Origin of the sequence: Pseudomonas fluorescens (assembly GCF_000802965.1) — a bacterium.
GTDB lineage: Bacteria > Pseudomonadota > Gammaproteobacteria > Pseudomonadales > Pseudomonadaceae > Aquipseudomonas > Aquipseudomonas fluorescens_A.
In genome coordinates this window covers 71,445-94,716 of the sequence record NZ_JSAK01000008.1, presented here as the reverse complement: position 1 = coordinate 94,716, position 23,272 = coordinate 71,445, and the positions used below count along the sequence as shown (strand labels likewise).

Genomic DNA, 23,272 nt, shown 5'->3' with positions numbered 1-23,272 from the left:
GCGTCTGGACTGTGATTGTGGGGTGTGGTCACCGGCAGTAGGTTGGAGCAATCTGCTGACGGAGAATGACCATGCCCGAGTACAAAGCTCCCCTGCGCGACATGCGCTTTCTGATCGACCAAGTCTTCGATTTTCACGGCAACTACGCGGCGCTGGGGGCTACTGACGCCAGCCCGGACATGGTCAGTGCGATCCTCGAAGAAGGCGCGAAATTCTGTGAGAACGTTCTGGCCCCGCTGAACCGCAGCGGTGACGAAGAAGGCTGCCATTTCGACAACGGCGTAGTAACAACGCCTACAGGCTTCAAGCAGGCTTTCGCACAGTACGTTGAGGGCGGCTGGCATGGTCTGGCGGCTGATCCTGCATACGGTGGTCAGGGGCTGCCGAGCTCACTGGGACTGGTCATCAGCGAAATGGTCGGTTCCAGCAACACTTCCTGGGGCATGTATCCGGGCCTGACTCACGGCGCCATGTCGGCGATTCACGCCCATGGCACCGAAGAACAGAAACAAACTTACCTGAGCAAACTCACCGCCGGCCAATGGACCGGCACCATGTGCCTGACCGAAGCCCATTGCGGTACCGACCTGGGCATCATCAAAACCCGCGCCGTGCCTCAGGCCGACGGCAGTTACGCGATCTCCGGCAGCAAGATTTTCATCTCGGCCGGCGAGCACGACATGAGTGCCAACATCATTCACCTGGTACTGGCGAAACTGCCGGACGCACCCGCCGGGACCAAAGGCATTTCGCTGTTTATCGTGCCCAAGTTCCTGCCCGACGCCGAAGGTGAAGCGGGTGAGCGCAATGGCGTTTCCTGCGGCTCGATCGAGCACAAGATGGGCATCAAGGCGTCGGCCACTTGCGTGCTGAACTTTGACGGGGCCAAGGGCTTTTTGATCGGTGAACCGAACAAGGGCCTGAACTGCATGTTCACCATGATGAACCATGCACGCCTGGGTACCGGCATGCAGGGTTTGTGTCTGGGCGAGGCGAGTTTCCAGGGCGCGATAAAATACGCCAACGACCGCTTGCAGATGCGCTCTCTGACCGGCCCGAAAGCGCCGGAGAAAGCCGCCGACCCGATCATCGTGCATCCGGATGTGCGGCGGATGCTGCTGACCATGAAAGCCTTCAACGAAGGCAATCGCGCGCTCACTTACTTCACTGCGCAGTTGCTGGACGTTGCGCACTTGAGCGCGGATGAAACGGCGCGCCAGGACGCTGAAGACTTGCTGGCGTTCCTGACGCCAATCTGCAAAGCCTTCATGACGGAGACCGGTCTGGAGGTAACGAACCACGGCATGCAGGTGTTCGGTGGCCACGGCTTTATTCGTGAATGGGGCATGGAACAACTGGTTCGCGACTGCCGGATCGCACCGATTTACGAGGGCACCAACGGCATTCAGGCGCTGGACTTGCTTGGGCGTAAAGTGCTCGGCAGTCAGGGCAAACTGCTGCGCGGCTTCACCAAAGTCGTTCACAAGTTTTGTGCGGCGAACGCTGAGCATCCGCAGTTGGCCAGTTATGTGGCGCAACTTAATGAGCTGAATCAGCAGTGGGGCGAGCTGACCACCAAAGTCGGCATGGCCGCGATGAAAAATCCGGATGAAGTGGGCGCCGCGTCGGTTGATTACCTGATGTACAGCGGTTACATCATCCTCGGCTACTTGTGGTTGCGCATGGCGTTGGTGGCGCAGGCTCAGTTGGATTCGGGCAGCGGTGATGCCGATTTCTATAAGGCTAAACTGGCGACAGGCGAGTTTTACTTCAAGCGTTTGCTACCACGTACTGCCGCTCATCGGGCAGCAATCGAGGCAGGCAGCGATTGCCTGATGACGCTGCCAGCGGAGTTGTTCGCGCTTTAGTCTTTTGAAATGAATCACAAAGGAAGCTCGCGTAACTGCGGGCTTTTTTTATGACTAAATAGTCAGTGACCAAACATTACAAAACGGTCACTGGCTGACCCTATGTGTCGCAAAAGTTGTTGGGTTACACTCGGGCCCAACGAAAACACAATTCCTATGAATCACCTGTTTAGATCTTGCGAGGTTTGCCATGGCTGACTACAAAGCGCCCCTGCGCGATATGCGCTTCGTCCTCAATGAAGTTTTCGAGGTCGCCAAACTCTGGGCCGAGTTGCCTGCACTGGCTGAGACCGTTGATGCGCAAACCGTCGAAGCCATTCTTGAAGAAGCCGGCAAGGTCACCAGCAAAAGCATCGCACCCCTGAGCCGTGCGGCTGACGAAGAAGGTTGCCACTGGGCGGACGGTGCCGTCACCACGCCGGCAGGTTTCCCACAGGCTTATCAGACTTACGCTGAAGGCGGCTGGGTCGGCGTCGGTGGCGATCCAGCCTACGGCGGCATGGGCATGCCCAAGGCGGTTTCGGCGCAGGTCGAAGAAATGGTCAACTCGGCCAGCCTATCGTTCGGTCTGTATCCGATGCTGACCGCCGGCGCATGTCTGTCGATCAACGCCCACGCCAGCGAAGAACTGAAGGCCGCGTACCTGCCGAACATGTACGCCGGTGTCTGGGCCGGTTCCATGTGCCTGACCGAGCCACACGCCGGCACCGACCTGGGCATCATCCGCACCAAGGCCGAGCCTCAGGCCGACGGTTCCTACAAGGTCAGCGGCACCAAGATCTTCATCACCGGTGGCGAACACGACCTGACTGAAAACATCATTCACCTGGTGCTGGCCAAACTGCCAGACGCACCGGCCGGTCCGAAGGGTATTTCGCTGTTCCTGGTGCCGAAGTTCATGGTCAACGCCGATGGCAGCCTGGGCGCGCGTAACCCGGCCAACTGTGGCTCGATCGAACACAAAATGGGCATCCAGGCGTCCGCCACTTGCGTGATGAACTTCGATGAAGCGGTGGGTTATCTGGTCGGCGAGCCGAACAAAGGCCTGGCGGCGATGTTCACCATGATGAACTACGAGCGTCTGGGTGTCGGTATCCAGGGTCTGGCGACCGGCGAGCGCTCGTATCAGAACGCTGTTGAATACGCTCGTGATCGTCTGCAAAGCCGTTCGCCAACTGGCGCGCAGAACAAGGACAAAGTGGCCGATCCGATCATCGTCCACCCGGACGTGCGTCGCATGCTGCTGACCATGAAAGCTTCGAACGAAGGCGGTCGTGCCTTTTCGACTTACGTGGCCATGCAACTGGACACCGCCAAGTTCAGCGAAGACGCCACCACCCGCAAACGCGCGGAAGATCTGGTGGCGTTGTTGACGCCAGTGGCCAAGGCGTTCCTGACCGACCTGGGTCTGGAAACCACCGTTCACGGCCAGCAGGTGTTCGGCGGTCACGGTTACATCCGTGAGTGGGGCCAGGAGCAACTGGTACGCGACGTGCGCATTACTCAGATCTACGAAGGCACCAACGGCATTCAGGCGCTGGACCTGGTGGGTCGCAAGATCGTCGGCACCGGCGGTGCGTTCTACAACCTGTTCGCTGACGAAATTCGTCACTTCACCGCCACCGCGAGCGCTGACCTGGCGGAGTTCACCAAGCCACTGAACGATGCCGTCACCACCCTCGACGAACTGACTGCGTGGCTGCTGGATCGGGCCAAATCCAACCCGAATGAAATCGGCGCGGCGTCGGTCGAGTATCTGCAAGCGTTCGGTTACACGGCTTACGCTTACATGTGGGCACTGATGGCCAAAGCGGCTTTCGGCAAAGAAGGGCAGGACGATTTCTACGCGAGCAAACTGGGTACCGCGCGGTTCTATTTCGCTCGCCTGCTGCCGCGGATTCACTCGTTGAGCGCGTCGGTGAAAGCCGGTAGCGAGTCGCTGTTCCTACTGGACGCCGCACAGTTCTGACAATGTAACGTCATGTAAGCATTCTCTTACATGACGTGCTGCTGTTCTCCCATAGAAGCAGATTGGATCCACGGCTAATCTACTTCACATGGACGTAGCGCAGGAAGCGCAAAGCAACAACACGGACACGTAGGATTCTGCCAGGGTGGCGGAGTGAAATGGATGTCAGGGAAACAGTCTGCAAAGCCCCGCTTCGGCGGGGTTTTCTTATGCCTGCGAAAAAGTATTCAGCTCAGCCCATCCAGCGCCGGCGGGCTGTTCAAGCGCTCATCAGGCCGATTCATCACTTCCTCCAGCAATGTCTGCAACAACGCCAATGAGGCCTGTTGCCGTTGCACATCGCGACACACCAATCCGACTTTCAACGGCACCCGCGGTTCGCTCAGGGGTTTCCACAGCAGATCTTCATTGCCATGCGCCTTTTGCGAGCGACCAGGTAGCACAGTCGCCAACCGTGTGTGCGGCAAGCTGTCGAGAATCCCGGCCATGTTGTTCAGTTCGGCCTGGACCTGCGGCCGTCGCCCGAGGTTGGCCAACTGCGATTGCCAAATCTGCCGCACTTGAAACTCTTCGCCCAGCAGCAACATCGGCAACTCGGCCGCCTGACTCATGGACACTTTCTTGAATTCCCGCAGTGGATGGTCCGCCGGGATGACCAGGGTCAACTCGTCTTCGTACAACATCACACCATGCAGCCCCGGTTGCCTTGGCGGCAGGTAGCTGATGCCGATGTCCAGCGAGCCATTGAGCAGTCGACGCTCAATCTCCAGGCCCGTCAATTCATAGATTTGCACCACCAGATGCGGTTGCGCCTTGCGCACCCGTTCGAGCATCTGCGGCACCAGGCTGGTATGCACCGTTTGCAACACGCCAATGGCCAGCGTGCGCAACGCTTGCCCCTTGAAGTTGCCCAGTGCCTCGCGTGCTCGTTGCAATCCATCCAGCAAGGGCAGGGCGTGGTTGTAAAGCGTGTGGGCCGCCAGGGTCGGCAACAGGCGTTTACTGCTGCGTTCAAAAAGGCTCACGTCGAGGTTTTGTTCGAGGTGACGGATCTGCTGGGACAGCGCCGGTTGCGAGATGGAGAGGCGCTCGGCAGCCCGGCCGACATGACCTTCTTCATACACCGCGACGAAATAACGCAGTTGCTTGAAATCCATAAGTAATGGTTATCGAAAATGCTCGGAAATCGAAATGGCTCAACGCCGTGTCAGCGCCTAGTCTAACCGCATTCACAAGGCTTACAGGGCCACAGAACGCGATGAATACCGTTTGCTTCGATGGTGTTTACATAGGTAAGGCAAAAAACCTCAATCGAGGGATGAACGCATGAATCTGTTCAACCTGCGTCGTCATTCTCCGAGTCTGGATGATCTGCTGGAGGATGCTTTCTTTCCGTCCACGGACGACAACCTTTCAAGTGAGTGTCTGATGCCCGGTGTCGAGCGGCCGAAACAGGTTTTTGTCCGCGGTCAGGGTTCATGGTTGTGGGACAGTGACGACCGCGCCTATCTGGATTTCTCACAGGGCGGCGGGGCAAACAGCCTCGGCCACAGCCCAAGACACTGGTCGACGCGATCTCGACGCAGGCCCAGTCGTTGATCAATCCCGGCTTCGGCCTGCATAACCGCGGCATGCTTAACCTCGCCGAGCGCCTGTGTTCAAGCACTGGAAGCGACCAGGCGTATTTGCTCAATACAGGTAGCGAAGCTTGCGAAGCGGCGATCAAACTCGCGCGTAAATGGGGCCAACAGCATCGCGGCGGCGCTTCGCGGATCATCGTCGCCAATAACGGCTGTCATGGTCGTAGTCTGGGGACGATTTCGGCGTCGGACAGTTCGACGCTGACCAACCGATTCGAGCCGCAGCTTCCGGGCTTCAGCCATGTGCCGTTCAACGACCTTCCGGCGTTGCACGCGGCGGTGGATGCGCAGACCGTCGCGATCATGCTCGAACCGATCCAGAGCGACGCCGGGGTAATTCCGGCTACGGCGCATTACCTCAAAGGCGTCGAGCGTCTGTGTCGTGAACTGGGCATTCTGCTGATCTTCGACGAAGTGCAAACCGGCATCGGTCGCTGCGGCACCTTGCTTGCGGAACAGTTCTACGGCGTGCGCGCAGATATCGTCGTGCTCGGCAAAGGGTTGGGCGGTGGCGTGCCGTTGGCGGCATTGCTGGCGCGAGGCAAGGCATGTTGCTTCGACACGGGCGAAATGACTGGCACTCATCACGGCAATGCACTGATGACGGCGGCAGGTCTGGCTGTACTCGGTAGTGTGCAGGACAAGGGATTTATCGAACATGTCGAGGAATCCGCGCAGCACCTGCGCGAAGGCTTGCAGCGGTTGTCCCATCGCTATGACCACGGTGAACTACGCGGTCAAGGGCTGCTTTGGGGGCTGACGCTGTCCGACGATTCGGCGGGCGCTGTAGTCAAAGCGGCTTTGTACGAAGGCCTGTTGCTCAACGCTCCGCAACCCGATTGTCTGCGCTTCACCCCGGCATTGACCGTCAGCAAAGCCAACATCGACGAAATGCTCCTGCGCCTGGCCCGCGCCTTCTCCCGTGTGCGCACCGCGCAATTGCAGTGCCGCAAAGGGATTGCCGTCTGATCAGACGCGCCCTACACAAATTCCGGAACCGTCTCGCGGTATAACGCATCGCCCCAGGCCTGATTCTTTTGGCGTGGGGCGTTTTTTTGTGGCTGGGTTTTGCCAAACGTATTTCGGCGCTTGAGGAACGCTTGAGTTGGTGGTTTTTTAGATAGCGCCGGCAAGGAGTGTCGGTGTCAGTGAACCATTGAAAAACTGGTTTTGAAATCTATACCACTGGGTGGTATGTTTTTGGAAGGGATGCCGATGTCAGTAAGGTTGTTCAAGACAAAGCGCTTTGCGGTGCTGGCCGGTAAGGCTTGGATTGGTGATGACGAGCTTCGGGAAGCATTCACCGAAACACTCAATGGGCAGGCGGACAATCTAGGGGGCGGGGTGTGGAAGAAGCGTTTGAATGCCAATCGCCATCGTTCGATTATCCTGGCCAAGGGCAGCCGTTTCTGGGTTTATCAGTTTCTGTATGCCAAGAAAGACCAGAGCAATATTGGTCCCAAGCAATTGACTGACTTACGCGAGTTGGCCAAGACATATGGAGGGCTGGCTGAGTGGGAAGTCCAGCATTTGCTGGATATGAAGGAGTTTGTGGAGATACATCATGAGTAAAAAATTCAAAAGTGAAGTAGCGGAATCGATCCATGAATCGGCCAGTGCCTTGTACGCCATCGGCGCGATCAGCAAAGCGACCATGCGCGAATTCGACGAGTCATGTCTTGCAACGGTGCCTGACGCGATTCCGGCGGAGCAGATCAAGGCGCTACGCGAGCGCAACAATGTCAGTCAGCCGGTGTTTGCGCGTTACCTGAACACCAGCGCTTCCACAGTCAAGCAATGGGAAGCGGGGGCTAAACACCCCAGTGGCATGGCATTGAAGCTGCTGAGCATTGTCCAGAAACATGGCTTGGAAATATTGGCCTAGATAAGTTTGGCTGAACCCTGACCAGCGGCACAGGTCGATTGTTTGTAAGGCTCGCACGAGCCGACCTCAATCAGGAGCTGACCCCATGGATTTCTTTCGCATCATCATCGCCATTCTGTTGCCGCCGCTGGGAGTGTTTTTGCAGGTGGGGTTTGGCGGGGCGTTCTGGCTGAATATTCTGCTGACGTTGTGCGGTTACATTCCGGGGATCGTGCATGCGGTATATATCATCGCCAAGCGCTGAGTTTTGTAGCGTCAGATAGATAGCGATCGCTGGCAAGCCAGCTCCTACAGGGAATCACCGTTTTGTAGGAGCTGGCTTGCTAGCGATTGGATCACCACCGGTTTCAGCCGGCATTCCCCATCACCCGCCGATAAAACAACCATTCCTGCTCCAGCGCATGTGCCTGATTGCCAGCCTTGCGGAAGCCATGACGCTCGTCCGCGTAGTAATGCGCTTCGACCAGAATGCCGTTGTTTTGCAATGCCTCGACCATGTCGCGAGTCTGTTGCGGCACGACCACGGCGTCCAGTTCCCCTTGAAAGAAGATCACCGGCACGCTGATGTTGCTCGCATGCAGTAGGGGCGTTCGATCGGCATACCGCTCGGCATCCTGTACCGGATCGCCGATCAGCCAATCCAGATAATCGCCCTCGAACTTGTGAGTCGCCCGACCCAGGGCGACGGGGTCGCTGACTCCATAAAGGCTGGCGCCAGCTCGGAAAACCTTGTGGAACGCCAGCGCGCACAGCGTGGTGTAACCGCCGGCACTGCCGCCGCGAATGAACGCTTTGTCTCCGTCGATCAGTCCGCGCTCGGCGAGGTGGCTGACCACCGCGCAAGCGTCTTCGACATCGACGTCGCCCCAGCTCAAATGCAACGCTTGGCGATAAGCCCGGCCATAGCCGCTGCTGCCGCGATAGTTGAGGTCTGCGACGGCGAAACCTCGTTGCGCCCAGTACTGAATGCGCGGGTCGAGCATCGGATAGCACGCCGAGGTCGGACCGCCGTGGATGAACACCACCAGTGGCGGTTTCACCTCGCCGGTCATCGCCGGATAGAAGAAGCCGTGAGCTTCGCCCGTGCCGCTTGGATAGCGCAGGGTTTGCGGGCGGCTGATCTGTTCTGCAGGCAATGGCGCAATGCCGCCGGCCAGTACCTTGACCTGACGAGTCTGGCGGTCGATGGCGATAACGGCCGATGAACTGATCGGCGACGCGGCGATGCAGTAAATGAATTGCTCATCCAGGGCGAGATGGCGGAAACGGCTGTAGTCCCCGGTGAAGTCTTCGCACGAGGCGCCGCACAAGCCCAGTCGGCCAAAACCGCCTTCCGTCCAACTGGCCAGATAACTGCCGTCGTTTAGCGGCAACCAAGTGCAGCCACCGAGCTGCCAGGGTGCGGGGCCGTGGTCGGCGGCGGCGCTTGGTAGAGGGCTTAAACCTTTTTCGGACTCCGCCCAGGGCTGCCAATAGCCGCCGCGATCCGTCAGGCAAAACAAACGGCCGCTGTCATCGAACCGAGATTGTTGCAGAGACTCTTGAGCTTCATCACCGGCGACACAGCGGGGAGGGGCAAAGTGGCCATCGTCCTGGCGTTCAGCAACCATCAAGCGGGTCGCGGTCCATGGCTGTTCCGGGCGACTCCATTCAATCCAGGCCAAGCGCCGGGCATCCGGACTCAGTGTCGGTGCCGCGTAAAAATCCGCACCTTCGGCCAGTACGTGACGCGCGCCATCAGCCAGATTGAACGCCACCAATCGATGCTGATCGCGGTTTTCCTCGACCGCCAGCGCCTGCCCATTGGCGAACTGCAAATCGCCGTAACGGCACCGCCCCGAAGTCAGCGCCTCGGGTGTTTCGCCGTGCAGCGATTGGCGATACAGCTGCTGGTCTGCCTCGTTGACGAAAACCACCCCGTCATCGGTCAGACAAAACGCGCCACCGCCGTATTCGTACACCCGACTGCGCACACTGAAGCCAGTTGGCGTCAGACAATTCGCTACGCCATCACCCCAATGCCAGATACGGCAAGCGGCATCCTCCGGTCGGTATTCATTCCAGAACAGGCCATGGGCACCGGCCTGCAATTCGGCAAAGTCGATGCCGGCCGCGACGGCTTTGGCGGCGCTGAAAGGTTCAGCTTTTAGCGATGAGTCGTGAGTTTCGTTCATTGCGAAAGGCCAGTTGTTCGATGGTCTGAGTCGCGTGTTCGGCTTCTTCGCGGGCCTTGAGAATCACGCCGTGATGGTGCGACTTGCTGCACACCGGGTCCGCGTTGCTCGCATCGCCGGTGAGCATGAACGCCTGGCAGCGACAGCCGCCGAAATCTTTTTCCTTCTCGTCACAAGAGCGGCACGGTTCGGGCATCCAGTCGTAGCCACGAAAACGGTTGAAGCCGAACGAGTCGTACCAGATGTGCTGCATGCTGTGGTCGCGCACATTGGGAAACTTCACCGGCATCTGTCGGGCACCGTGACAGGGCAGTGCGGTTCCGTCTGGCGTAACTGTCAGAAAAATACTGCCCCAGCCATTCATGCAGGCTTTCGGGCGCTCTTCGTAATAATCCGGCGTGACGAAAATCAGCTTGCAGGGATGCCCTTCGGCTTCGAGTTTGGCGCGGTATTCATTGGTGATGCGTTCGGCGCGCACCAGTTGTTCTTTGGTCGGCAACAACCCGACACGATTGAGCTGCGCCCATCCATAGAACTGGCAAGTGGCGAGCTCGACGAAGTCGGCCTCAAGGGCGATGCACAACTCGATAATGCGGTCGATCTTGTCGATGTTGTGCCGATGGGTCACGAAGTTCAGCACCATCGGATAACCGTGGGCTTTCACCGCACGGGCCATTTCCAGTTTCTGCGCGAAGGCCTTTTTCGAGCCGGCCAGCAGGTTGTTCACTTGCTCGTCGCTGGCCTGGAAACTGATCTGGATGTGGTCCAGTCCCGCCTTTTTGAAGTCGCTGATTTTCTGTTCGGTGAGGCCAATGCCGGAGGTGATCAGGTTGGTGTAGAAACCCAGTTTGCGCGCTTCGAAGATCAGCTCGGCGAGGTCTTGGCGCACCAATGGCTCACCACCGGAAAAGCCCAACTGCGCTGCGCCCATCTCCCGCGCTTCGCGAAAAACCTTGATCCATTGTTCGGTGCTGAGTTCTTTACCCTGCTCGGCGAAGTCCAACGGGTTGGAGCAATACGGGCATTGCAGCGGGCAGCGATACGTCAGCTCGGCGAGCAGCCACAGCGGCAGGCCGATTTCCGGTTTGGGCGGTAACTTGTCTGACGCGTGATCAGGCAAGTTCGATCCAGTGCTGAGCACGGGCGACCTCCATGAATTGCTCGATGTCGTCACCGAGCTCCGGTACGCCGGGGAATTGCTGATCGAGTTCGGTGATGATGGCCGCGACATCCCGTTCGCCATCGATCAAACCGCCGATCAGCGCGGCGCTTTCGTTGAGTTTAATCATGCCTTCCGGGTACAGCAGCACGTGGCCTTTTTGCGCCGGTTCGTATTGGAAGCGGTAGCCGGGACGCCAGGTCGGGGTCTTGTTGCGATCGAAACTCATAAGGTGATTCCTTTATGCCAGACCCGTTGTTCGGTCACGCTGTGATACGGCGGGCGGTTGAGTTCGTAGGCCATGCTCATGGCATCGAGCATGCTCCAAAGAATGTCCAGTTTGAACTGGAGAATTTCCAGCATGCGCTCCTGGCCTTCCCGCGTCGTGTAGTGCTGCAAGGTGATCGCCAGGCCGTGCTCGACATCGCGGCGTGCCTGGCCCAAACGGGTGCGGAAATATTCGTAGCCGGCCGGGTCGATCCACGGGTAATGCTGCGGCCAGCTGTCCAGGCGCGATTGGTGGATCTGCGGCGCGAACAACTCGGTCAGCGAGCTGCTGGCGGCTTCCTGCCAACTGGCGCGGCGAGCGAAGTTAACGTAGGCGTCCACGGCGAAACGTACGCCGGGCAGCACCAGTTCCTGGGAGCGCAGTTGATCGGGGTCGAGACCGACCGCCTGACCAAGACGCAACCACGCTTCGATGCCGCCGTCTTCGCCGGGAGCGCCGTCATGATCGAGCAGACGCTGAATCCACTCGCGACGGATTTCGCGGTCCGGACAATTGGCGAGGATCGCGGCGTCCTTGAGCGGGATGTTCACCTGATAGTAAAAACGGTTGGCGACCCAGCCCTGGATCTGCTCGCGGGTCGCCCGGCCTTCGTACATCGCCACGTGGTACGGGTGATAAATATGGTAATAGGCGCCCTTGGCGCGAAGGGCAGCTTCGAATTCGGTGGGGGACATTGGGGTGTCGGTCATTGCGGTTCTCCGGAGTAAAACCGGTGGATTCTTTGGTGTCTGATCGGACGTCATCGCTGCGATGCGGAGACCCGACAAGCCAGCTCCTACAGGTTTTGTGAACTACAAAAAACTGTGGGAGCTGGCTTGCCAGCGATGGGGGCATCCGCTACAGCACAATACTCATGCCGTCATACGCCACTTCAACCTTGCGCCGATCCAGCTCCGCCCGCTCTGGCGAATCTTCATCAAGAATCGGGTTGGTGTTGTTGATGTGGATAAGCACCTTGCGCTGTTCGGGCAACTGCTCCAGCACTTCAAGCATGCCGCCCGGGCCATTCTGCGCCAGGTGACCCATTTCCCGACCGGTGCGCGTACCCACGCCGCGGCGCTGCATTTCGTCATCGTCCCACAGCGTGCCGTCCACCAGCAGGCAATCGCTGCCGGCCATGATTTCCAGCAACGGCGCATCCACCTTGCCCAGGCCCGGTGCGTAAAACAGCTTGCCGCCGGTGTTGATGTCTTCAACGATCAGGCCGATGTTATCGCCCGGATGCGGGTCGAACCGATGCGGCGAGTAGGGCGGCGCGGCGCTGCGCAGGGGCAACGGGGTGAAACGCAGGTTCGGGCAGGCCGGAATGCTGAAGCTCTGGTCGAGTTCGATACGGTTCCAGTTCAGGCCGCCGTTCCAGTGGGTCAACATGGTGAACAGCGGGAACCCGGTGCTCAGGTCTTCGTGGACCATGTCAGTGCACCAGACCTGATGCGGACAACCTTCGCGCAGCATGAGCAGGCCAGTGGTGTGGTCGATCTGGCTGTCCATCAGAATGATCGCGCTGATCCCCGTATCACGCAGCGCGCGGCCCGGTTGCATCGGCGCGAAACCCTGGAGTTGGGCGCGGATGTCCGGCGAAGTGTTGCAAAGCACCCAATTCACGCCGTCATCGGAAATCGCGATGGACGATTGGGTACGCGCCTTGGCATTCAGGCTGCCGTCGCGAAAACCTGCGCAGTTCACGCAGTTGCAGTTCCATTGCGGGAAACCACCGCCGGCGGCGGAACCTAGAATCTGGACATACATGGGGGCACCATCATTTCAACGCTGAAAATAAAAACGCCTCGGGATAACCGAGGCGTTGAAACCACAAGACAAACTTAGCGGCTTGCGAAGTACATGGTGACTTCAAAGCCGATACGCAGGTCGGTGTAAGCCGGTTTGGACCAGGACATGGGAGCGCTCCTTCAGGTGATGGGACAGTTGAGGTCTATACATATAGTCCACCTCCAGCGGGAGATGTTCAGATAGTTAGGCAGCTATGTTACTTAAAATTTCAGGTTAATTGGCTGCAAATGTTCGAGAAAGTAAATTGCAGCCTCGGTAATGATCATTTTGTCACTTGCCAAGGTGCGCCGGGGCACTCCCTGTTGGACAGGCAGCGCCAGCCGCCTTCGGCTTGATTCAAACGTTGGGCCGCGACCATCAGTGCCGAACGATCTGTTTGCAGGATCGCCTCTGGCAGCAGAGTCAGATAATCCGACGAGCGGCCAGCCAGTTTGCCCTGCCAGAGCAGTTCGGCGGCCTGGACGGTGGGCATTGCCGCACTGGCGAATTGATCGGCCAAGGCGTTGCGCAGGGTGATGAAACTCTCGTCATCAATCGTGCGGATCAGTTCCGGCAACCCCTTCAGAAACTGCTCAATCTGTTGCAGCAGTTCCGGAGGCGCAACGTTCGGGGACTGTACGCCAAAGAGCAGCCCGGTTTGCCCGTGCATCTGGCGCAGGGCGCTGAACACCGCATAACCCAGTTGCAACTCCACCCGCAGGCGTTGGTAGAAAGGCGTCTGACAGATGTGCGCGAGTAAACGCCATGCGGCTTCGTCGGCGATGTCCGCGGAGGCTGTAGGGCAAAAGAGCAACAACGCGTGTTCTGTGGAGCCTGTATCGAGGGTGCTCCAGAGATGTTGCTCGCGAATCGAGGGCGCAGACGTGAGCTGATTGTCCGGCGTGCCAGGTATGCGGCTCAATGCCAGGCCCATTGTGGCTTGGGTTTGAGCGGACAGACTCACTGCCAGCCCATCCCAGCGTGCACTCGACCAGATTTGTCGCAGGTCGTCCGAGTCTGCGGTGCGGTCAAGGCAGTGAGCAGGTAATGCCTTGAGCAGTTGCCGGATCGGCATCAGCGGCGGTTCATCCTGTGGAAAATCGACATCGGGGTTTGCCAGCCATTTCAGCGCATGTTCCAGGACCATGGGCATCGGTTCCTGCAGTCCGGTCATCTTCAATAGCCATTCGTTGCCCGATGCACAGAAGGAAAAATCGACACCCGCCTGATGGGCCTCTTCGCGCAGCGGTTGCAGATGTTTTTCCAGACTGGATTGCAGTTGAGTGCTCGGCGCTGCAACGAGGCGCCAGCGCAAATACACCGCACCTTCAGCGCTGTTCCCCGGCAACGCCTCGCTGAAGTGCATCGGCGATCGCTCGCGGCGACTGCGTGAACGATCCTGGGCAAAGGTACGCAGCCCACGGTGGGCGCTGGTCTGGCCGCGAATCAACCCGGCATTCGACGCCGGTGTTTCAGAACGCAAGAACGGGTTGGGCGTCGGCAGTTGCCATTGACCTGTGAAGTTATCCACAGCGCCGAGTTGTTGCAGTATTTCACTGAGGGCTGCGACGCCTTGTTCAGATAACCCGGCCTCACGCTGTTCGATGTCCAGTCGAGCCAGTTGCAGGGCGCCGCTGACTTGCTGCTGGCGTTGGAGCAGGGCGGCGTATTCGTCGCGCAAACCGCTCCAGTCTTGCCGGGCGAAGAAGCCCAGCCAATCCAGCAATTGTTCGCGAATTCCGCTTGCCGGCGTATCGGTTGGCACTGTGAACTCGATGTGCAGTAAGGCCTGCCCGGCGAACTGATACAGCGGCTCGGCCTTCAGATGGTCTGCCAAACGATGCGCACGCAAGCCAGCCAGCACCCCCCCCGGTTTGGAGGTGTTCAGCCAATGGCACAGAAATGCCAGTGTTTCAGGCGATGAGTCTGGTAGCGCTTCGAAGGCGAACAGAAGATCCAGGCGGCGCTTGCTCGCCTGTTGATAAGTGTTGTCAGAAGAATCCATCAACCGTGTAGGCGCTTGCTGAGCGATCGTGTTGCCCACAGGCACGGAATCAGCGAATGCCTGGGCCAGCGCCTTCAGCTCTTCGAGACTTTGCGGGCCTGCCAGGCTCAGGGTCATCTGCCCGGTTTGATAAAAGCGCTGATAGAAATCCTGTAACGCCTGCTGAAACTCAGGTTGCGTCACCGGCAGGCTATCGCGGTTGCCGGCGTGAAAGCCCCGCAGCGGATGCGTTTCAGAAAGGCCATCGAACAGCGCTAACCGCTGTTGCGCCGTTGCATCCTGGGACCAAGCGACAAATTCCGCGTGCAGCACTTCCCGTTCCCGCTGCTGATCGTCGAGATTCATACGCGGATGGGCGAGCATGTCTGACAGACGCTCCAGCCCACCCGCAAACGCCTGGAGCGGCAACTCGAAAAAGTAGTCGGTAGTTCGTTCGCTGGTGCGCGCATTCACCTGGCCGCCATGACCCTGAACGTAGGCCATCAGCCCTTGGCCCGCAGGAAAACGCTCGGTCCCCAGAAACAGCAGATGCTCAAGAAAGTGCGCCAGGCCGGGCCAGGCCAATGGAACGTCATGACTACCGGCGGCGACCCGCAATGCCGCCGCGCAGCGCTTCAAATCAGGCGCGTGACGCAGCGTCACCCGCAGACCGTTGGCCAGGGTTTCAGTGTGGGGGCGAGGGTGATTCAGCGCAAGCATGGGCACTTCCAGAACAGTGAAGTGCCAATGCTAGCGGATTAGCGCTTGTTCAGCGCGCCGTAAAGCTCTGGACGACGATCGATCAGGTAGCGATTGGCGGCGCGGGAGTCGAGCATTAGCTGGCGATCCAGTTCACCGACGATCAGCGCTTCATCCAGGCCAGCCTGGGCGATACGGCTGCCATCCGGTGCGGCGATGCTGCTCTGGCCGCAGTAGTGGATATCGCCTTCGTTCCCGCAGTAGTTGGCGTAGGCCACGTAGCACTGGTTCTCATAGGCCCGGGCGCGGACGGTGACGTCGGCGATGAAGTCAAACGGGATCATGTTGGCCGTCGGCACCAGGATCAGTTCGGCGCCGTCGAGTGCCAGGCGCCGGGCGTTCTCCGGGAACTCCAGGTCGTAGCAGACCAGGAAACCGAGTTTCCAGCCGTTGAGCTCCACGACCGGAAATTCGTTGGTACCGGGGCTGAACATCGAACGGTCAAGGTCGCCAAACAGGTGCGTCTTGCGGTAGTTGCACAGGCGCTCACCATTGGCGTCGATCAACTGCACGGCGTTGTAGATCTGCCCGTCCTCGGTGCGCTCGGGATAACCATACAAAATGGCGATCCCGGCAGACTTGGCAATGCGCGCGATCTGTTGCGCCGACTCACCGTTGTACACCTCCGCCAGCACGCTGACGGCATCGACACCGATGTTGTAGCCAGTCAGGAACATCTCCGGCAGCACCAGCAAATCGGCACCTTTGGCTTCCAGTGCAAGCTGATGCAGGCGTTGCAGATTGCCAGCGACATCCAAAGGCAACGGTGGACATTGGTAAAGGGCTACGCGCATTTCGGATTCCTCTTACTCGGGCAGGGCGATCGGTCCGATCTCGTTGAACACATCACCTGGACCCGGATTCTCGGCGTGAGTTGCACCGCCGAAGTGTTTCATGATGCCCCACACCGCGTTGAGCGAAGTCTGAACCGCGCCTTCGACCCAGGCCGGTGTCCACGAAACGTCGTCACCGGCGATGAAGATACCGCGCTGTTCGGCCGGCATGTCGTCCTGCATGAAGTGCGCGTACATGCGCTGGTTGTAGCGGTAGTGGCCGGGCAGGGCGCCTTTGAAAGCCCCGAGAAAATGCGGGTCAGCTTCCCACGACACGGTAATCGGATCGCCGATGATGCGCGCGGCGATGTCGACTTTCGGGTAGATCTTTTTCAGTGCATCCAGCGCCAGTTTCACGCGTTTTTCCACTGGATGCGGGAGCATTTTCAGCGCGTCGCTCATCCACGAGTACGACAGGCAAATCACGCCCGGTTTGTCGTCGCCGTTGTCGAACAGGTAAGTTCCACGGGTCAGGCGATCGGTGAGGGTCATGCTCATCAGGTCGCGGCCGGTTTCCGGGTCTTTGTCTTTCCAGAACGGGCGGTCGACCATCACGAAGGTTTTCGACGATTGCATGTAGCGGGTGCGGTCCAGGGCCATCCACATCTTTTGCGAGAACAGGGTTTCGTCGCATTCGATCTGGGTGGTCAGCAGCCAGCTCTGGCAAGTGGTCAGCACCGCGGCGTACTCGCGGGTGTCGCCATTGTTGTCGGTGACTGCAAAACGGCCATCGGCGGCGTGGGCGATTTTTTTCACGCCAGAACGCGGAGCGCCCCGGTGCAGGGATTTGAGGCTGGTGCCTTTGGGCCAATGCACACAACGCTCCGGCACATGACGCCAGATACCTTGTGGCACTTGCTCTACACCACCGACCACCAGGTGCTGGTGATCGTCGCAGTTGGTCATCACCACGCGGAAGATTTCCAGCATCGAGTTGGGGAAGTCCGAGTCCCAGCCGCCGGTGCCAAAACCGACCTGGCCGAACACTTCGCGGTGATGGAACGACAGTTTGGCGAAGGCTTTGGAGGTGGCGACGAAGTCGTAGAAGGTGCGGTCGTCCCACAGGGGCACGAGGGTGTTCCACAGCTCTTTGAGGCGCGGCACATCGCGGTCGCGGATGGCTTGCTGGATGTCAGAGAACTGCGATCCAGCTTCCAGGGCGTCAGCCCAGGCGTCGGCGACTTCCTGAAACAGTGCAGGAAGATCCGCCAGTTTCTGTGCGTAATGGGTCTTGCCTTCCAGATCGATCACGGTGCTGCCGGAGGCCGGTGTCAGCGGGTTGGGGAAGGGTTTGGTCTCAAGACCGAGTTTGTCGACGTAGTGGTAGAACGCAGTGGACGACACCGGGAAACGCATGCCGCCCAGCTCGGCGACGATACCATCCGTCCCGTTGAATGCTTGCGAACGCAGACGGCCGCCCATTTTCGAGGCTTCGTAGACGACTGGCTTCAGGCCCAGCTTCATCAGCTCATAGGCCGCCACCAACCCGGCGATACCCGCGCCGACAATCGCTACTTCGGCACCGTGATTGTGCTCGGGAATACTGCCCAGACCCGCCGGGTGTTCGATCCAGTCGTCGAAGGCGAAAGGAAAGTCCGGGCCAAAAATGGTGACTGGTTTCTTACCGTCTGCAGGATGGCGATTGTTCTTGTTCATGGCTGACCTTGCTGGCGACCGGACGCGGGGTGCGCGTCTGAGTATAGGAAAAGATGCCAGCCATTCTAGAGAGCGTAGAACACGTTAATAAGACGCAAAGTGTCGTCGTTTTGCTAATTAATTGATCGGTATGACGAGCGTACTAATCAATATGACAATTGAGGCTTCTGTAGGAGCAAGCTTGCTCGCGACGGCGTCAGCCCAGACAACCAAAAACAGCGCCAAACAATCAAACCGGCTGCCCCCGATCAATCTTGCTACTCAAGATGATCGACGTCGTCGTCTTCTCCACCCCATCCACGCTGCCAATCTGATCCAGCAGTTGATCCAGCTGCTCCGGCGAGTCCGTGCGCAACCACGCCACATAATCAAATTCGCCACTCACCGCACACAACTGCTGCACCTGAGCCATGGCGCTCAACCGTCGCAGCACTTCTTTGCCGGAGCGCGGCTGCACGGTAATCCCCACATATGCCTGCAACCCACCGTCCACCACGCGCTGGCCCAGTCGAACGCCGTAACCGGTAATCACCTTGGCTTTTTCCAACCGTGCCAGGCGCGAAGTGACGGTGGTACGGGCGATGCCCAATTGGCGGGCGAGCATGGCCACGCTTTCCCGGGCGTTGATCTGCAGGGCCGCAATCAACTGGCGGTCGATTTCATCAAGAACGGGCGGGCGGGTGTCTGGCAAAGCGGTGTCTCCAGGGCATGGATCGATGCGCAAGCATGTTACAGGCAGTTTCTGCACGACGCTCGCGAGTGAGGGCTGAGGCTTTTCGTTGGGCGTAAAAGCGTGTGTGGAAATCGGCTAGGATTGAGGCAGTCGAGGGCGCGAGGCGAAGGACATGACAACAAAGCTACCGGCCGCAGTACGCGAACGCGCATTGCAAATCGCCCATCACGAAATGGGCCACTACGTCGTGGCCCGCGCGCTGGGCTTTGCCACGGGCGGCGTGACCCTGACGGTGACCATGGATCTGCGCCACCAGGGAGGGGCTTGCATTACGCTGGTGCGTCCAATTTCATCGATGGAAGTCATGAAGGAGCATCTGGAAGCCCGGATCATGGTGCTCCTTGCGGGCGCAATGGCTCAGACACTCCCTTCAAAACCTTCAGCCGCAAAACGCGTCGACAAGCCGAAAGCCACAGCCATCCTCAAAGGTGAGCAGGGGGCCGAACAGGATTACGCAAAAGTCAGGGAGCTTCAGCATCTGCTGCGCAATGTCATCTACCCCGATACTGACCCGGCGTCGTCTGAGTGCATAGCTTCGCAGCTAAAAGCGATGACGGATGGCGTGTGGATTCGGACGCAAAAAATCATAGAAGATCAGGCCGAAACGATTGCCGAATTGGCTGCGACGCTGGTCGACGGCATGCTGCTCGTTGAGCAATGGGGAAGAGCGGCGGATACATATGAGGTCGTTTTCACGCGTGAAATGCTGGAGCGGTTGAGTCCAGTGCAGGCCATTCCCGCAATGAGTGTTGGGCTTAAGCCACGCCTTGAATGTTGAAACCCCGAATTTTCCGGGTTCATTCCCCTTCCAATTCTTCGCTAGTTTCTCGACGCCGCCGTTGAATTCACAAAAAACGCTTCAGAAATTCACGCTAACAATTGCCAATCAAATCAGGCTGGTCGGACGGCCATTGAAGCTCATACATTTATTCCTTTGAGGTTATATTCCCTTGGTGGCATATTTGTATGAAGTGGGACGTTGAATATACCGATGAGTTTGAGGCCTGGTGGGATCGCCTCAACGATGCTGAGCAGGACTCAGTCCAGGCCACGGTTATGCTGCTGAGCGATGACGGACCGCACTTGGGTTTTCCGCATACCAGCGATATCAAGGGGGCTCGACATGGCAACCTCCGTGAATTGCGAGTGCAACACGCAGGCAGGCCTTACCGTGTGCTGTATGCCTTTGATCCGCGACGCTGCGCGATCTTGCTGATCGGTGGTGACAAAGGCGGTCAAGATCGTTGGTATCAGGAATATGTGCCGCTGGCCGAACGTCTGTACGACGAGCACTTGGAAGCATTGAAGAAAGAGGGCAACGACAATGGCTAAAAAATTTGCTGATTTAGTGGAGCGGCGTACTCCTGAGTCTCAAGCGCGTGTAAACACGTTGCATCAGAAACTACGAGCAGAAATGCCGCTGCATGAACTGCGGCAGGCTCAGGCACTGAGCCAGGACACATTGGCCAAAACGCTACATGTCAACCAAGCGGCGATTTCCAAGATGGAGCGCCGAACCGATATGTACATCAGCACGCTGCGCAATTACATCCGCGCCATGGGAGGTGAGCTGGAAATCATTGCCACCTTCCCCGAAGGCCAGGTAAAGATCGAGAACTTTGCCAACTGAGCGATAAAAACCTCCAGACACGAAAAAGCCGCGCATTGCGCGGCTTTCTTGTTTGGTGGGCCCACACGGACTTGAACCGTGGACCAAAGGATTATGAGTCTCTTTTTCCTAGTTTTACCCAGTTTTACCAGTATCGATAAAGTCTTGTATTTATTGGGTCTTAGTCATAATCTTGCTATACGAAGTTTAACGGTTTTCGACCGTCGGTGATTGACCGGTGATTGACAGCCCAGTTCGGAAAGCATGCAGTGAACACGACAAAAACCGCCTTCAGTTTCACCAAGACTGCCTTGGACGGAATCAAGCCGACCGATAAGCGTGCTTGGTATCGGGACGCAAAAACCCTAGGGCTTTCCCTTTGTGTTACTCCGGCAGGCTCCAAGGCCTTCTATGTAATTCGTCGCGTCGCGGGCATGGGGCGCAAGGGCAATAACGAATTCATACGCCTGGGGACGTTTCCCGACATGACCGTCGAACAGGCCCGCGTCGGAGCCCGGCAGAAGCTCAAGAGCCTGAATGCCGGCGAGAGTGTTCGCGCCGCTGCCACTGCCAGAAAAGAAGAGCTGACCGTTGGCGACCTATGGGGTGTCTGGAAAAGCGAGCGTGCAGTCGGGCCGACCCCTGACAAGCCGATCAAGCGCAGTTGGAGGAAGGATCAGCGGCTGTATGACTGCCACTTGAAAGAACGAGCCAAGCGTCGAGTAAGCGAGCTCACCTCCACCCTGGCCGGTAAGATTTTTCGCGACGTGACAGTTGCGAGCGGGCCTGTAGAAGCGAACCACGTGAAACGGCTGGCCCGTGCCATGTGGAACCATGCCATCAAGCATCATGGCCTGGACCTGCGTAATCCTTGGTCAACGCTCAAGGACAACCACGAAGTTCGGCGAGAAGAGTGGATCAAACCCTCGCAAATGCCGGCTTTGTTCAAGGCCATCGACGCCGTGGGCAACCGGGACGTAGCGGATATGATCAGGTTGTGCCTGTTCACGGGGGCACGCTCTGGAAACGTCAAGGCGATGCGCTGGGACCAGTTGGACCTGGATACTGCTATTTGGACGATACCCAGCAGTCATCACAAGAACAAGCTGATCCATACGATACCGGTGCCACCGCCTGCTCTGGAAATTCTGCGCCAGCGTGTCGGTGTGAGCCGGGATTGGGTTTTTCCAGCACCGACCAAGGCAGGTCATATGGGTGAAATTCGCAAGACCTGGCATGCCGTGCTCAAGGCCTTTGCTGCTGAGTTGGCGCTGCCTGAAATCCCAGACCTTCACATTCATGACCTTCGTCATACCACGGCAAGCTGGCTGGTCGGCCAAGGCGTGAGCCTTCCGATGGTTGGCAAGCTGTTGGGGCACACGACGACCGTGACCACTGCCCGCTATGCCCACTTAGCCACTGATCCGGTGCGCGAGGCATTGGAGAAGATCACAGCAGCGATGGGGCGCATCGCCCCCGCATGATCAAGTTACGGTCAGCCTAGCCCGACGGGCCGAAAGCGGACCTTCTGCCCGCCTGGCTGGTTGCCTTTTGTAGGACGCCTGAAGGAACGATATGGATTTGGATAGCATTGAGTTGGAAGGCATGGAGCTGGGGTATGCCGAGTTCATGGAATTTGCCGAAGCGGACCGCTCGGGCCACCTTGACCCCGAAAACTTTGGCAACGGCTTTGAAATCAAAGCCGATGGCATATATATCAAAAAGCCCCCAGAAGGTATCGATCTGACACCGAAGGAGCGGGCTGCAATCACCCGGCACCCTAGGGGCCGCCTGAAAGAGCCAGCGTTGGCCTTCCCCTTCACTCCTCGGGAGCTCAAAGTGTTTTTTGATTGGGCTGCACGGGTTGGACATGACATACCCATCGATGAGGATGCGCTGGAGCAGTTGATTGCTGCTCAGAAGACACAATCAGCATTGACTACTCCCCATCCTAAAAGAAAATTCAACGAGTCCGACGCGGCTCTTGGGGCCCACATACGCGAGCGACAACAAGTTTTCTCAGTGCGGGTCCACGAGGAACGAGATGCCCGGGCGGTAGAGCATCAACGCTGGCGCGACGCTGGGGAGGAGATTAAACGAGGGAGACAAAATCCGGTCAGCCGTCGCCAACTAGCTGAGCTGGTAAAGGACTGTCTCGATCTACCAGACAGCGTGGAAACGATCCGCAAGCGTCTCGCAGAGCCTCACTGTAGTGGGTGAGTGGGTGAGTGGGTGAGTGGGTGAGTGGGTGGTGGGTTGGGTACGTCAGCCTTACCCACTGCAGACCGTAATCCTTGACTCCGTCATTACCAGCTAATACGGAGCTATTCACATGACCACCAGCCATGCCGCCAATATTGCCGTGATCAAACTCGAGATTGCCGCACAGCTCGGCTACGACCCGAAAAATCCGCCTGTTCACGTAGGCCCTTCGGAGGCCTCCTGTGTCCTGACGGTGAAGGAAACTACCCTCGCTGTGTGGCGCTCCACTGGCCGCTACAACCTGCCCTTCGTCAAAGTTGGCCGTCTGGTGCGCTATCGCGTAAATGATCTGGCGCAGTTTCTGGACGATCGCACTGCAGGCCATACCGGCGAGGTCGCCTAAAATGACGGAGGAAAACAAGGCCGCCCAACAGGCCGTTCCAAAGAAAAAAACCTTGACTCATGCCGGTCCTAACGCACAAAGCGCCCGCGTTCTGACTCGCCTGAAAACTGCCCTGGCGGGCACGGTCATCACCCAGATTGCGCAAAGCATTCCGATGCCTGCTGCGCTTGTTAAGGCATTGTGTGTGCAAGAGCCCTCCATCAAAACCCCACGTATCACGCTGATCGATGATCACGCTCGCTCCCGTCATGGTGTGGCGCTTTATTACTTCGGTGCCCAGGCCAACACCAATATCGCCGCTTGCAACGAGCGCAACGCCATTCAGTCAGGGGTTTAAAC

23 protein-coding genes and 1 pseudogene are annotated in these 23,272 nt (G+C 58.3%); 13 read left to right on the top strand and 11 right to left on the bottom strand.

Features of this window, described 5'->3' with window-relative positions:
- The first annotated feature begins 71 nt into the window (after nucleotides 1–71).
- Nucleotides 72–1,868 (top strand): acyl-CoA dehydrogenase C-terminal domain-containing protein, encoded by a 1,797-nt coding sequence (locus NL64_RS06955; RefSeq protein ID WP_034147411.1) that lies wholly within the window; start codon nucleotides 72–74, stop codon nucleotides 1,866–1,868.
- A gap of 190 nt (nucleotides 1,869–2,058) precedes the next feature.
- Nucleotides 2,059–3,837: an acyl-CoA dehydrogenase C-terminal domain-containing protein gene (locus NL64_RS06950; protein ID WP_034147410.1), complete on the top strand. Its 1,779-nt coding sequence runs from the start codon at nucleotides 2,059–2,061 to the stop codon at nucleotides 3,835–3,837.
- Between the two features lie 227 nt (nucleotides 3,838–4,064).
- Here the strand turns inward: NL64_RS06950 and NL64_RS06945 are convergent, their stop codons facing one another.
- The gene (locus NL64_RS06945) at nucleotides 4,065–4,994 is read right to left on the bottom strand and encodes a LysR family transcriptional regulator (protein ID WP_034147409.1); all 930 of its coding nucleotides are present in this window, start codon (nucleotides 4,992–4,994) and stop codon (nucleotides 4,065–4,067) included.
- A gap of 169 nt (nucleotides 4,995–5,163) precedes the next feature.
- Between NL64_RS06945 and NL64_RS06940 the strand changes: the two are divergent.
- The 4 genes and pseudogenes from NL64_RS06940 to NL64_RS29380 all read left to right on the top strand — a co-directional run bounded on the left by NL64_RS06940 (nucleotide 5,164) and on the right by NL64_RS29380 (nucleotide 7,606).
- Nucleotides 5,164–6,446: pseudogene (locus NL64_RS06940) on the top strand (aspartate aminotransferase family protein).
- A gap of 246 nt (nucleotides 6,447–6,692) precedes the next feature.
- A complete protein-coding gene (locus NL64_RS06935; protein ID WP_034147747.1) occupies nucleotides 6,693–7,049 on the top strand; it encodes a type II toxin-antitoxin system RelE/ParE family toxin in 357 nt (118 codons plus the stop codon).
- On the top strand, nucleotides 7,042–7,362 hold the full coding sequence (locus NL64_RS06930; protein WP_034147408.1) for a helix-turn-helix domain-containing protein: 321 nt from the start codon (nucleotides 7,042–7,044) through the stop codon (nucleotides 7,360–7,362). The genes NL64_RS06935 and NL64_RS06930 overlap by 8 nt, the downstream gene beginning before the upstream one ends.
- Before the next feature lie 85 nt (nucleotides 7,363–7,447).
- Entirely contained in the window at nucleotides 7,448–7,606 is a 159-nt protein-coding gene (locus tag NL64_RS29380) for a YqaE/Pmp3 family membrane protein (RefSeq protein ID WP_034147407.1), read from the top strand.
- 103 nt (nucleotides 7,607–7,709) lie between these two features.
- Here NL64_RS29380 and NL64_RS06920 read toward each other — a convergent pair whose 3' ends face one another.
- The 10 genes from NL64_RS06920 to NL64_RS06880 form a co-directional block, all read right to left on the bottom strand.
- Nucleotides 7,710–9,536 carry a S9 family peptidase gene (locus NL64_RS06920; RefSeq protein WP_034147406.1) on the bottom strand — a complete coding sequence of 609 codons (1,827 nt, stop codon included), beginning with the start codon at nucleotides 9,534–9,536 and terminating at the stop codon, nucleotides 7,710–7,712.
- Entirely contained in the window at nucleotides 9,502–10,656 is a 1,155-nt protein-coding gene (pqqE, locus tag NL64_RS06915; RefSeq protein WP_172668650.1) for a pyrroloquinoline quinone biosynthesis protein PqqE, read from the bottom strand. The genes NL64_RS06920 and pqqE overlap by 35 nt, the downstream gene beginning before the upstream one ends.
- On the bottom strand, nucleotides 10,649–10,924 hold the full coding sequence (gene pqqD / locus NL64_RS06910) for a pyrroloquinoline quinone biosynthesis peptide chaperone PqqD (RefSeq protein ID WP_034147404.1): 276 nt from the start codon (nucleotides 10,922–10,924) through the stop codon (nucleotides 10,649–10,651). Before pqqD ends, pqqE begins: the two co-directional genes overlap by 8 nt.
- Complete coding sequence (gene pqqC / locus NL64_RS06905) at nucleotides 10,921–11,673, bottom strand: pyrroloquinoline-quinone synthase PqqC (protein ID WP_034147403.1); 753 nt, start codon at nucleotides 11,671–11,673, stop codon at nucleotides 10,921–10,923. Before pqqC ends, pqqD begins: the two co-directional genes overlap by 4 nt.
- 148 nt (nucleotides 11,674–11,821) lie before the next feature.
- A complete protein-coding gene (pqqB, locus tag NL64_RS06900; RefSeq protein ID WP_034147402.1) occupies nucleotides 11,822–12,733 on the bottom strand; it encodes a pyrroloquinoline quinone biosynthesis protein PqqB in 912 nt (303 codons plus the stop codon).
- 74 nt (nucleotides 12,734–12,807) lie between these two features.
- Nucleotides 12,808–12,882: a pyrroloquinoline quinone precursor peptide PqqA gene (gene pqqA / locus NL64_RS29375; protein WP_009045898.1), complete on the bottom strand. Its 75-nt coding sequence runs from the start codon at nucleotides 12,880–12,882 to the stop codon at nucleotides 12,808–12,810.
- Between the two features lie 155 nt (nucleotides 12,883–13,037).
- Complete coding sequence (pqqF, locus tag NL64_RS06895; RefSeq protein WP_034147401.1) at nucleotides 13,038–15,458, bottom strand: pyrroloquinoline quinone biosynthesis protein PqqF; 2,421 nt, start codon at nucleotides 15,456–15,458, stop codon at nucleotides 13,038–13,040.
- Nucleotides 15,459–15,496: 38 nt separating this feature from the next.
- On the bottom strand, nucleotides 15,497–16,291 hold the full coding sequence (locus tag NL64_RS06890; RefSeq protein ID WP_034147400.1) for a carbon-nitrogen hydrolase family protein: 795 nt from the start codon (nucleotides 16,289–16,291) through the stop codon (nucleotides 15,497–15,499).
- 12 nt (nucleotides 16,292–16,303) lie between these two features.
- Nucleotides 16,304–17,986, bottom strand: coding sequence for a flavin monoamine oxidase family protein (locus NL64_RS06885; protein ID WP_034147399.1), 1,683 nt, complete (start codon nucleotides 17,984–17,986; stop codon nucleotides 16,304–16,306).
- Between the two features lie 229 nt (nucleotides 17,987–18,215).
- Nucleotides 18,216–18,677 (bottom strand): Lrp/AsnC family transcriptional regulator, encoded by a 462-nt coding sequence (locus tag NL64_RS06880; protein WP_007980298.1) that lies wholly within the window; start codon nucleotides 18,675–18,677, stop codon nucleotides 18,216–18,218.
- 154 nt (nucleotides 18,678–18,831) lie between these two features.
- On the opposite strand from NL64_RS06880, the gene NL64_RS06875 reads away from it, so the two are divergent.
- The 7 genes from NL64_RS06875 (at nucleotide 18,832) to NL64_RS06840 (ending at nucleotide 23,270) form a co-directional block, all read left to right on the top strand.
- The gene (locus NL64_RS06875; RefSeq protein WP_034147398.1) at nucleotides 18,832–19,497 is read left to right on the top strand and encodes a peptidase M41; all 666 of its coding nucleotides are present in this window, start codon (nucleotides 18,832–18,834) and stop codon (nucleotides 19,495–19,497) included.
- 188 nt (nucleotides 19,498–19,685) lie between these two features.
- Nucleotides 19,686–20,051 carry a type II toxin-antitoxin system RelE/ParE family toxin gene (locus NL64_RS06870; protein WP_034147397.1) on the top strand — a complete coding sequence of 122 codons (366 nt, stop codon included), beginning with the start codon at nucleotides 19,686–19,688 and terminating at the stop codon, nucleotides 20,049–20,051.
- The gene (locus NL64_RS06865; protein WP_034147396.1) at nucleotides 20,044–20,349 is read left to right on the top strand and encodes an XRE family transcriptional regulator; all 306 of its coding nucleotides are present in this window, start codon (nucleotides 20,044–20,046) and stop codon (nucleotides 20,347–20,349) included. Before NL64_RS06870 ends, NL64_RS06865 begins: the two co-directional genes overlap by 8 nt.
- A gap of 248 nt (nucleotides 20,350–20,597) precedes the next feature.
- Complete coding sequence (locus NL64_RS06855; protein WP_034147395.1) at nucleotides 20,598–21,812, top strand: tyrosine-type recombinase/integrase; 1,215 nt, start codon at nucleotides 20,598–20,600, stop codon at nucleotides 21,810–21,812.
- Between the two features lie 91 nt (nucleotides 21,813–21,903).
- Nucleotides 21,904–22,548 carry a hypothetical protein gene (locus NL64_RS06850; RefSeq protein WP_034147394.1) on the top strand — a complete coding sequence of 215 codons (645 nt, stop codon included), beginning with the start codon at nucleotides 21,904–21,906 and terminating at the stop codon, nucleotides 22,546–22,548.
- A 112-nt stretch (nucleotides 22,549–22,660) separates the two neighbouring features.
- A complete protein-coding gene (locus NL64_RS06845) occupies nucleotides 22,661–22,933 on the top strand; it encodes a helix-turn-helix domain-containing protein (protein WP_034147393.1) in 273 nt (90 codons plus the stop codon).
- 1 nt (nucleotide 22,934) lies between these two features.
- A complete protein-coding gene (locus NL64_RS06840; protein ID WP_052321217.1) occupies nucleotides 22,935–23,270 on the top strand; it encodes a hypothetical protein in 336 nt (111 codons plus the stop codon).
- The last annotated feature ends 2 nt before the right edge of the window (nucleotides 23,271–23,272 follow it).

What these genes read in the sequence shown, in the direction of transcription:
- NL64_RS06955 (WP_034147411.1), top strand. Translation starts at nt 72, where the DNA reads ATGCCCGAGTACAAAGCTCCCCTGCGCGACATGCGCTTTCTGATCGAC.
- NL64_RS06950 (WP_034147410.1), top strand. Translation starts at nt 2,059, where the DNA reads ATGGCTGACTACAAAGCGCCCCTGCGCGATATGCGCTTCGTCCTCAAT.
- NL64_RS06945 (WP_034147409.1), bottom strand. Translation starts at nt 4,994, where the DNA reads ATGGATTTCAAGCAACTGCGTTATTTCGTCGCGGTGTATGAAGAAGGT.
- NL64_RS06935 (WP_034147747.1), top strand. Translation starts at nt 6,693, where the DNA reads ATGTCAGTAAGGTTGTTCAAGACAAAGCGCTTTGCGGTGCTGGCCGGT.
- NL64_RS06930 (WP_034147408.1), top strand. Translation starts at nt 7,042, where the DNA reads ATGAGTAAAAAATTCAAAAGTGAAGTAGCGGAATCGATCCATGAATCG.
- NL64_RS29380 (WP_034147407.1), top strand. Translation starts at nt 7,448, where the DNA reads ATGGATTTCTTTCGCATCATCATCGCCATTCTGTTGCCGCCGCTGGGA.
- NL64_RS06920 (WP_034147406.1), bottom strand. Translation starts at nt 9,536, where the DNA reads ATGAACGAAACTCACGACTCATCGCTAAAAGCTGAACCTTTCAGCGCC.
- pqqD (WP_034147404.1), bottom strand. Translation starts at nt 10,924, where the DNA reads ATGAGTTTCGATCGCAACAAGACCCCGACCTGGCGTCCCGGCTACCGC.
- pqqC (WP_034147403.1), bottom strand. Translation starts at nt 11,673, where the DNA reads ATGACCGACACCCCAATGTCCCCCACCGAATTCGAAGCTGCCCTTCGC.
- pqqB (WP_034147402.1), bottom strand. Translation starts at nt 12,733, where the DNA reads ATGTATGTCCAGATTCTAGGTTCCGCCGCCGGCGGTGGTTTCCCGCAA.
- pqqF (WP_034147401.1), bottom strand. Translation starts at nt 15,458, where the DNA reads ATGCTTGCGCTGAATCACCCTCGCCCCCACACTGAAACCCTGGCCAAC.
- NL64_RS06890 (WP_034147400.1), bottom strand. Translation starts at nt 16,291, where the DNA reads ATGCGCGTAGCCCTTTACCAATGTCCACCGTTGCCTTTGGATGTCGCT.
- NL64_RS06885 (WP_034147399.1), bottom strand. Translation starts at nt 17,986, where the DNA reads ATGAACAAGAACAATCGCCATCCTGCAGACGGTAAGAAACCAGTCACC.
- NL64_RS06875 (WP_034147398.1), top strand. Translation starts at nt 18,832, where the DNA reads ATGACAACAAAGCTACCGGCCGCAGTACGCGAACGCGCATTGCAAATC.
- NL64_RS06870 (WP_034147397.1), top strand. Translation starts at nt 19,686, where the DNA reads ATGAAGTGGGACGTTGAATATACCGATGAGTTTGAGGCCTGGTGGGAT.
- NL64_RS06865 (WP_034147396.1), top strand. Translation starts at nt 20,044, where the DNA reads ATGGCTAAAAAATTTGCTGATTTAGTGGAGCGGCGTACTCCTGAGTCT.
- NL64_RS06850 (WP_034147394.1), top strand. Translation starts at nt 21,904, where the DNA reads ATGGATTTGGATAGCATTGAGTTGGAAGGCATGGAGCTGGGGTATGCC.
- NL64_RS06845 (WP_034147393.1), top strand. Translation starts at nt 22,661, where the DNA reads ATGACCACCAGCCATGCCGCCAATATTGCCGTGATCAAACTCGAGATT.
- NL64_RS06840 (WP_052321217.1), top strand. Translation starts at nt 22,935, where the DNA reads ATGACGGAGGAAAACAAGGCCGCCCAACAGGCCGTTCCAAAGAAAAAA.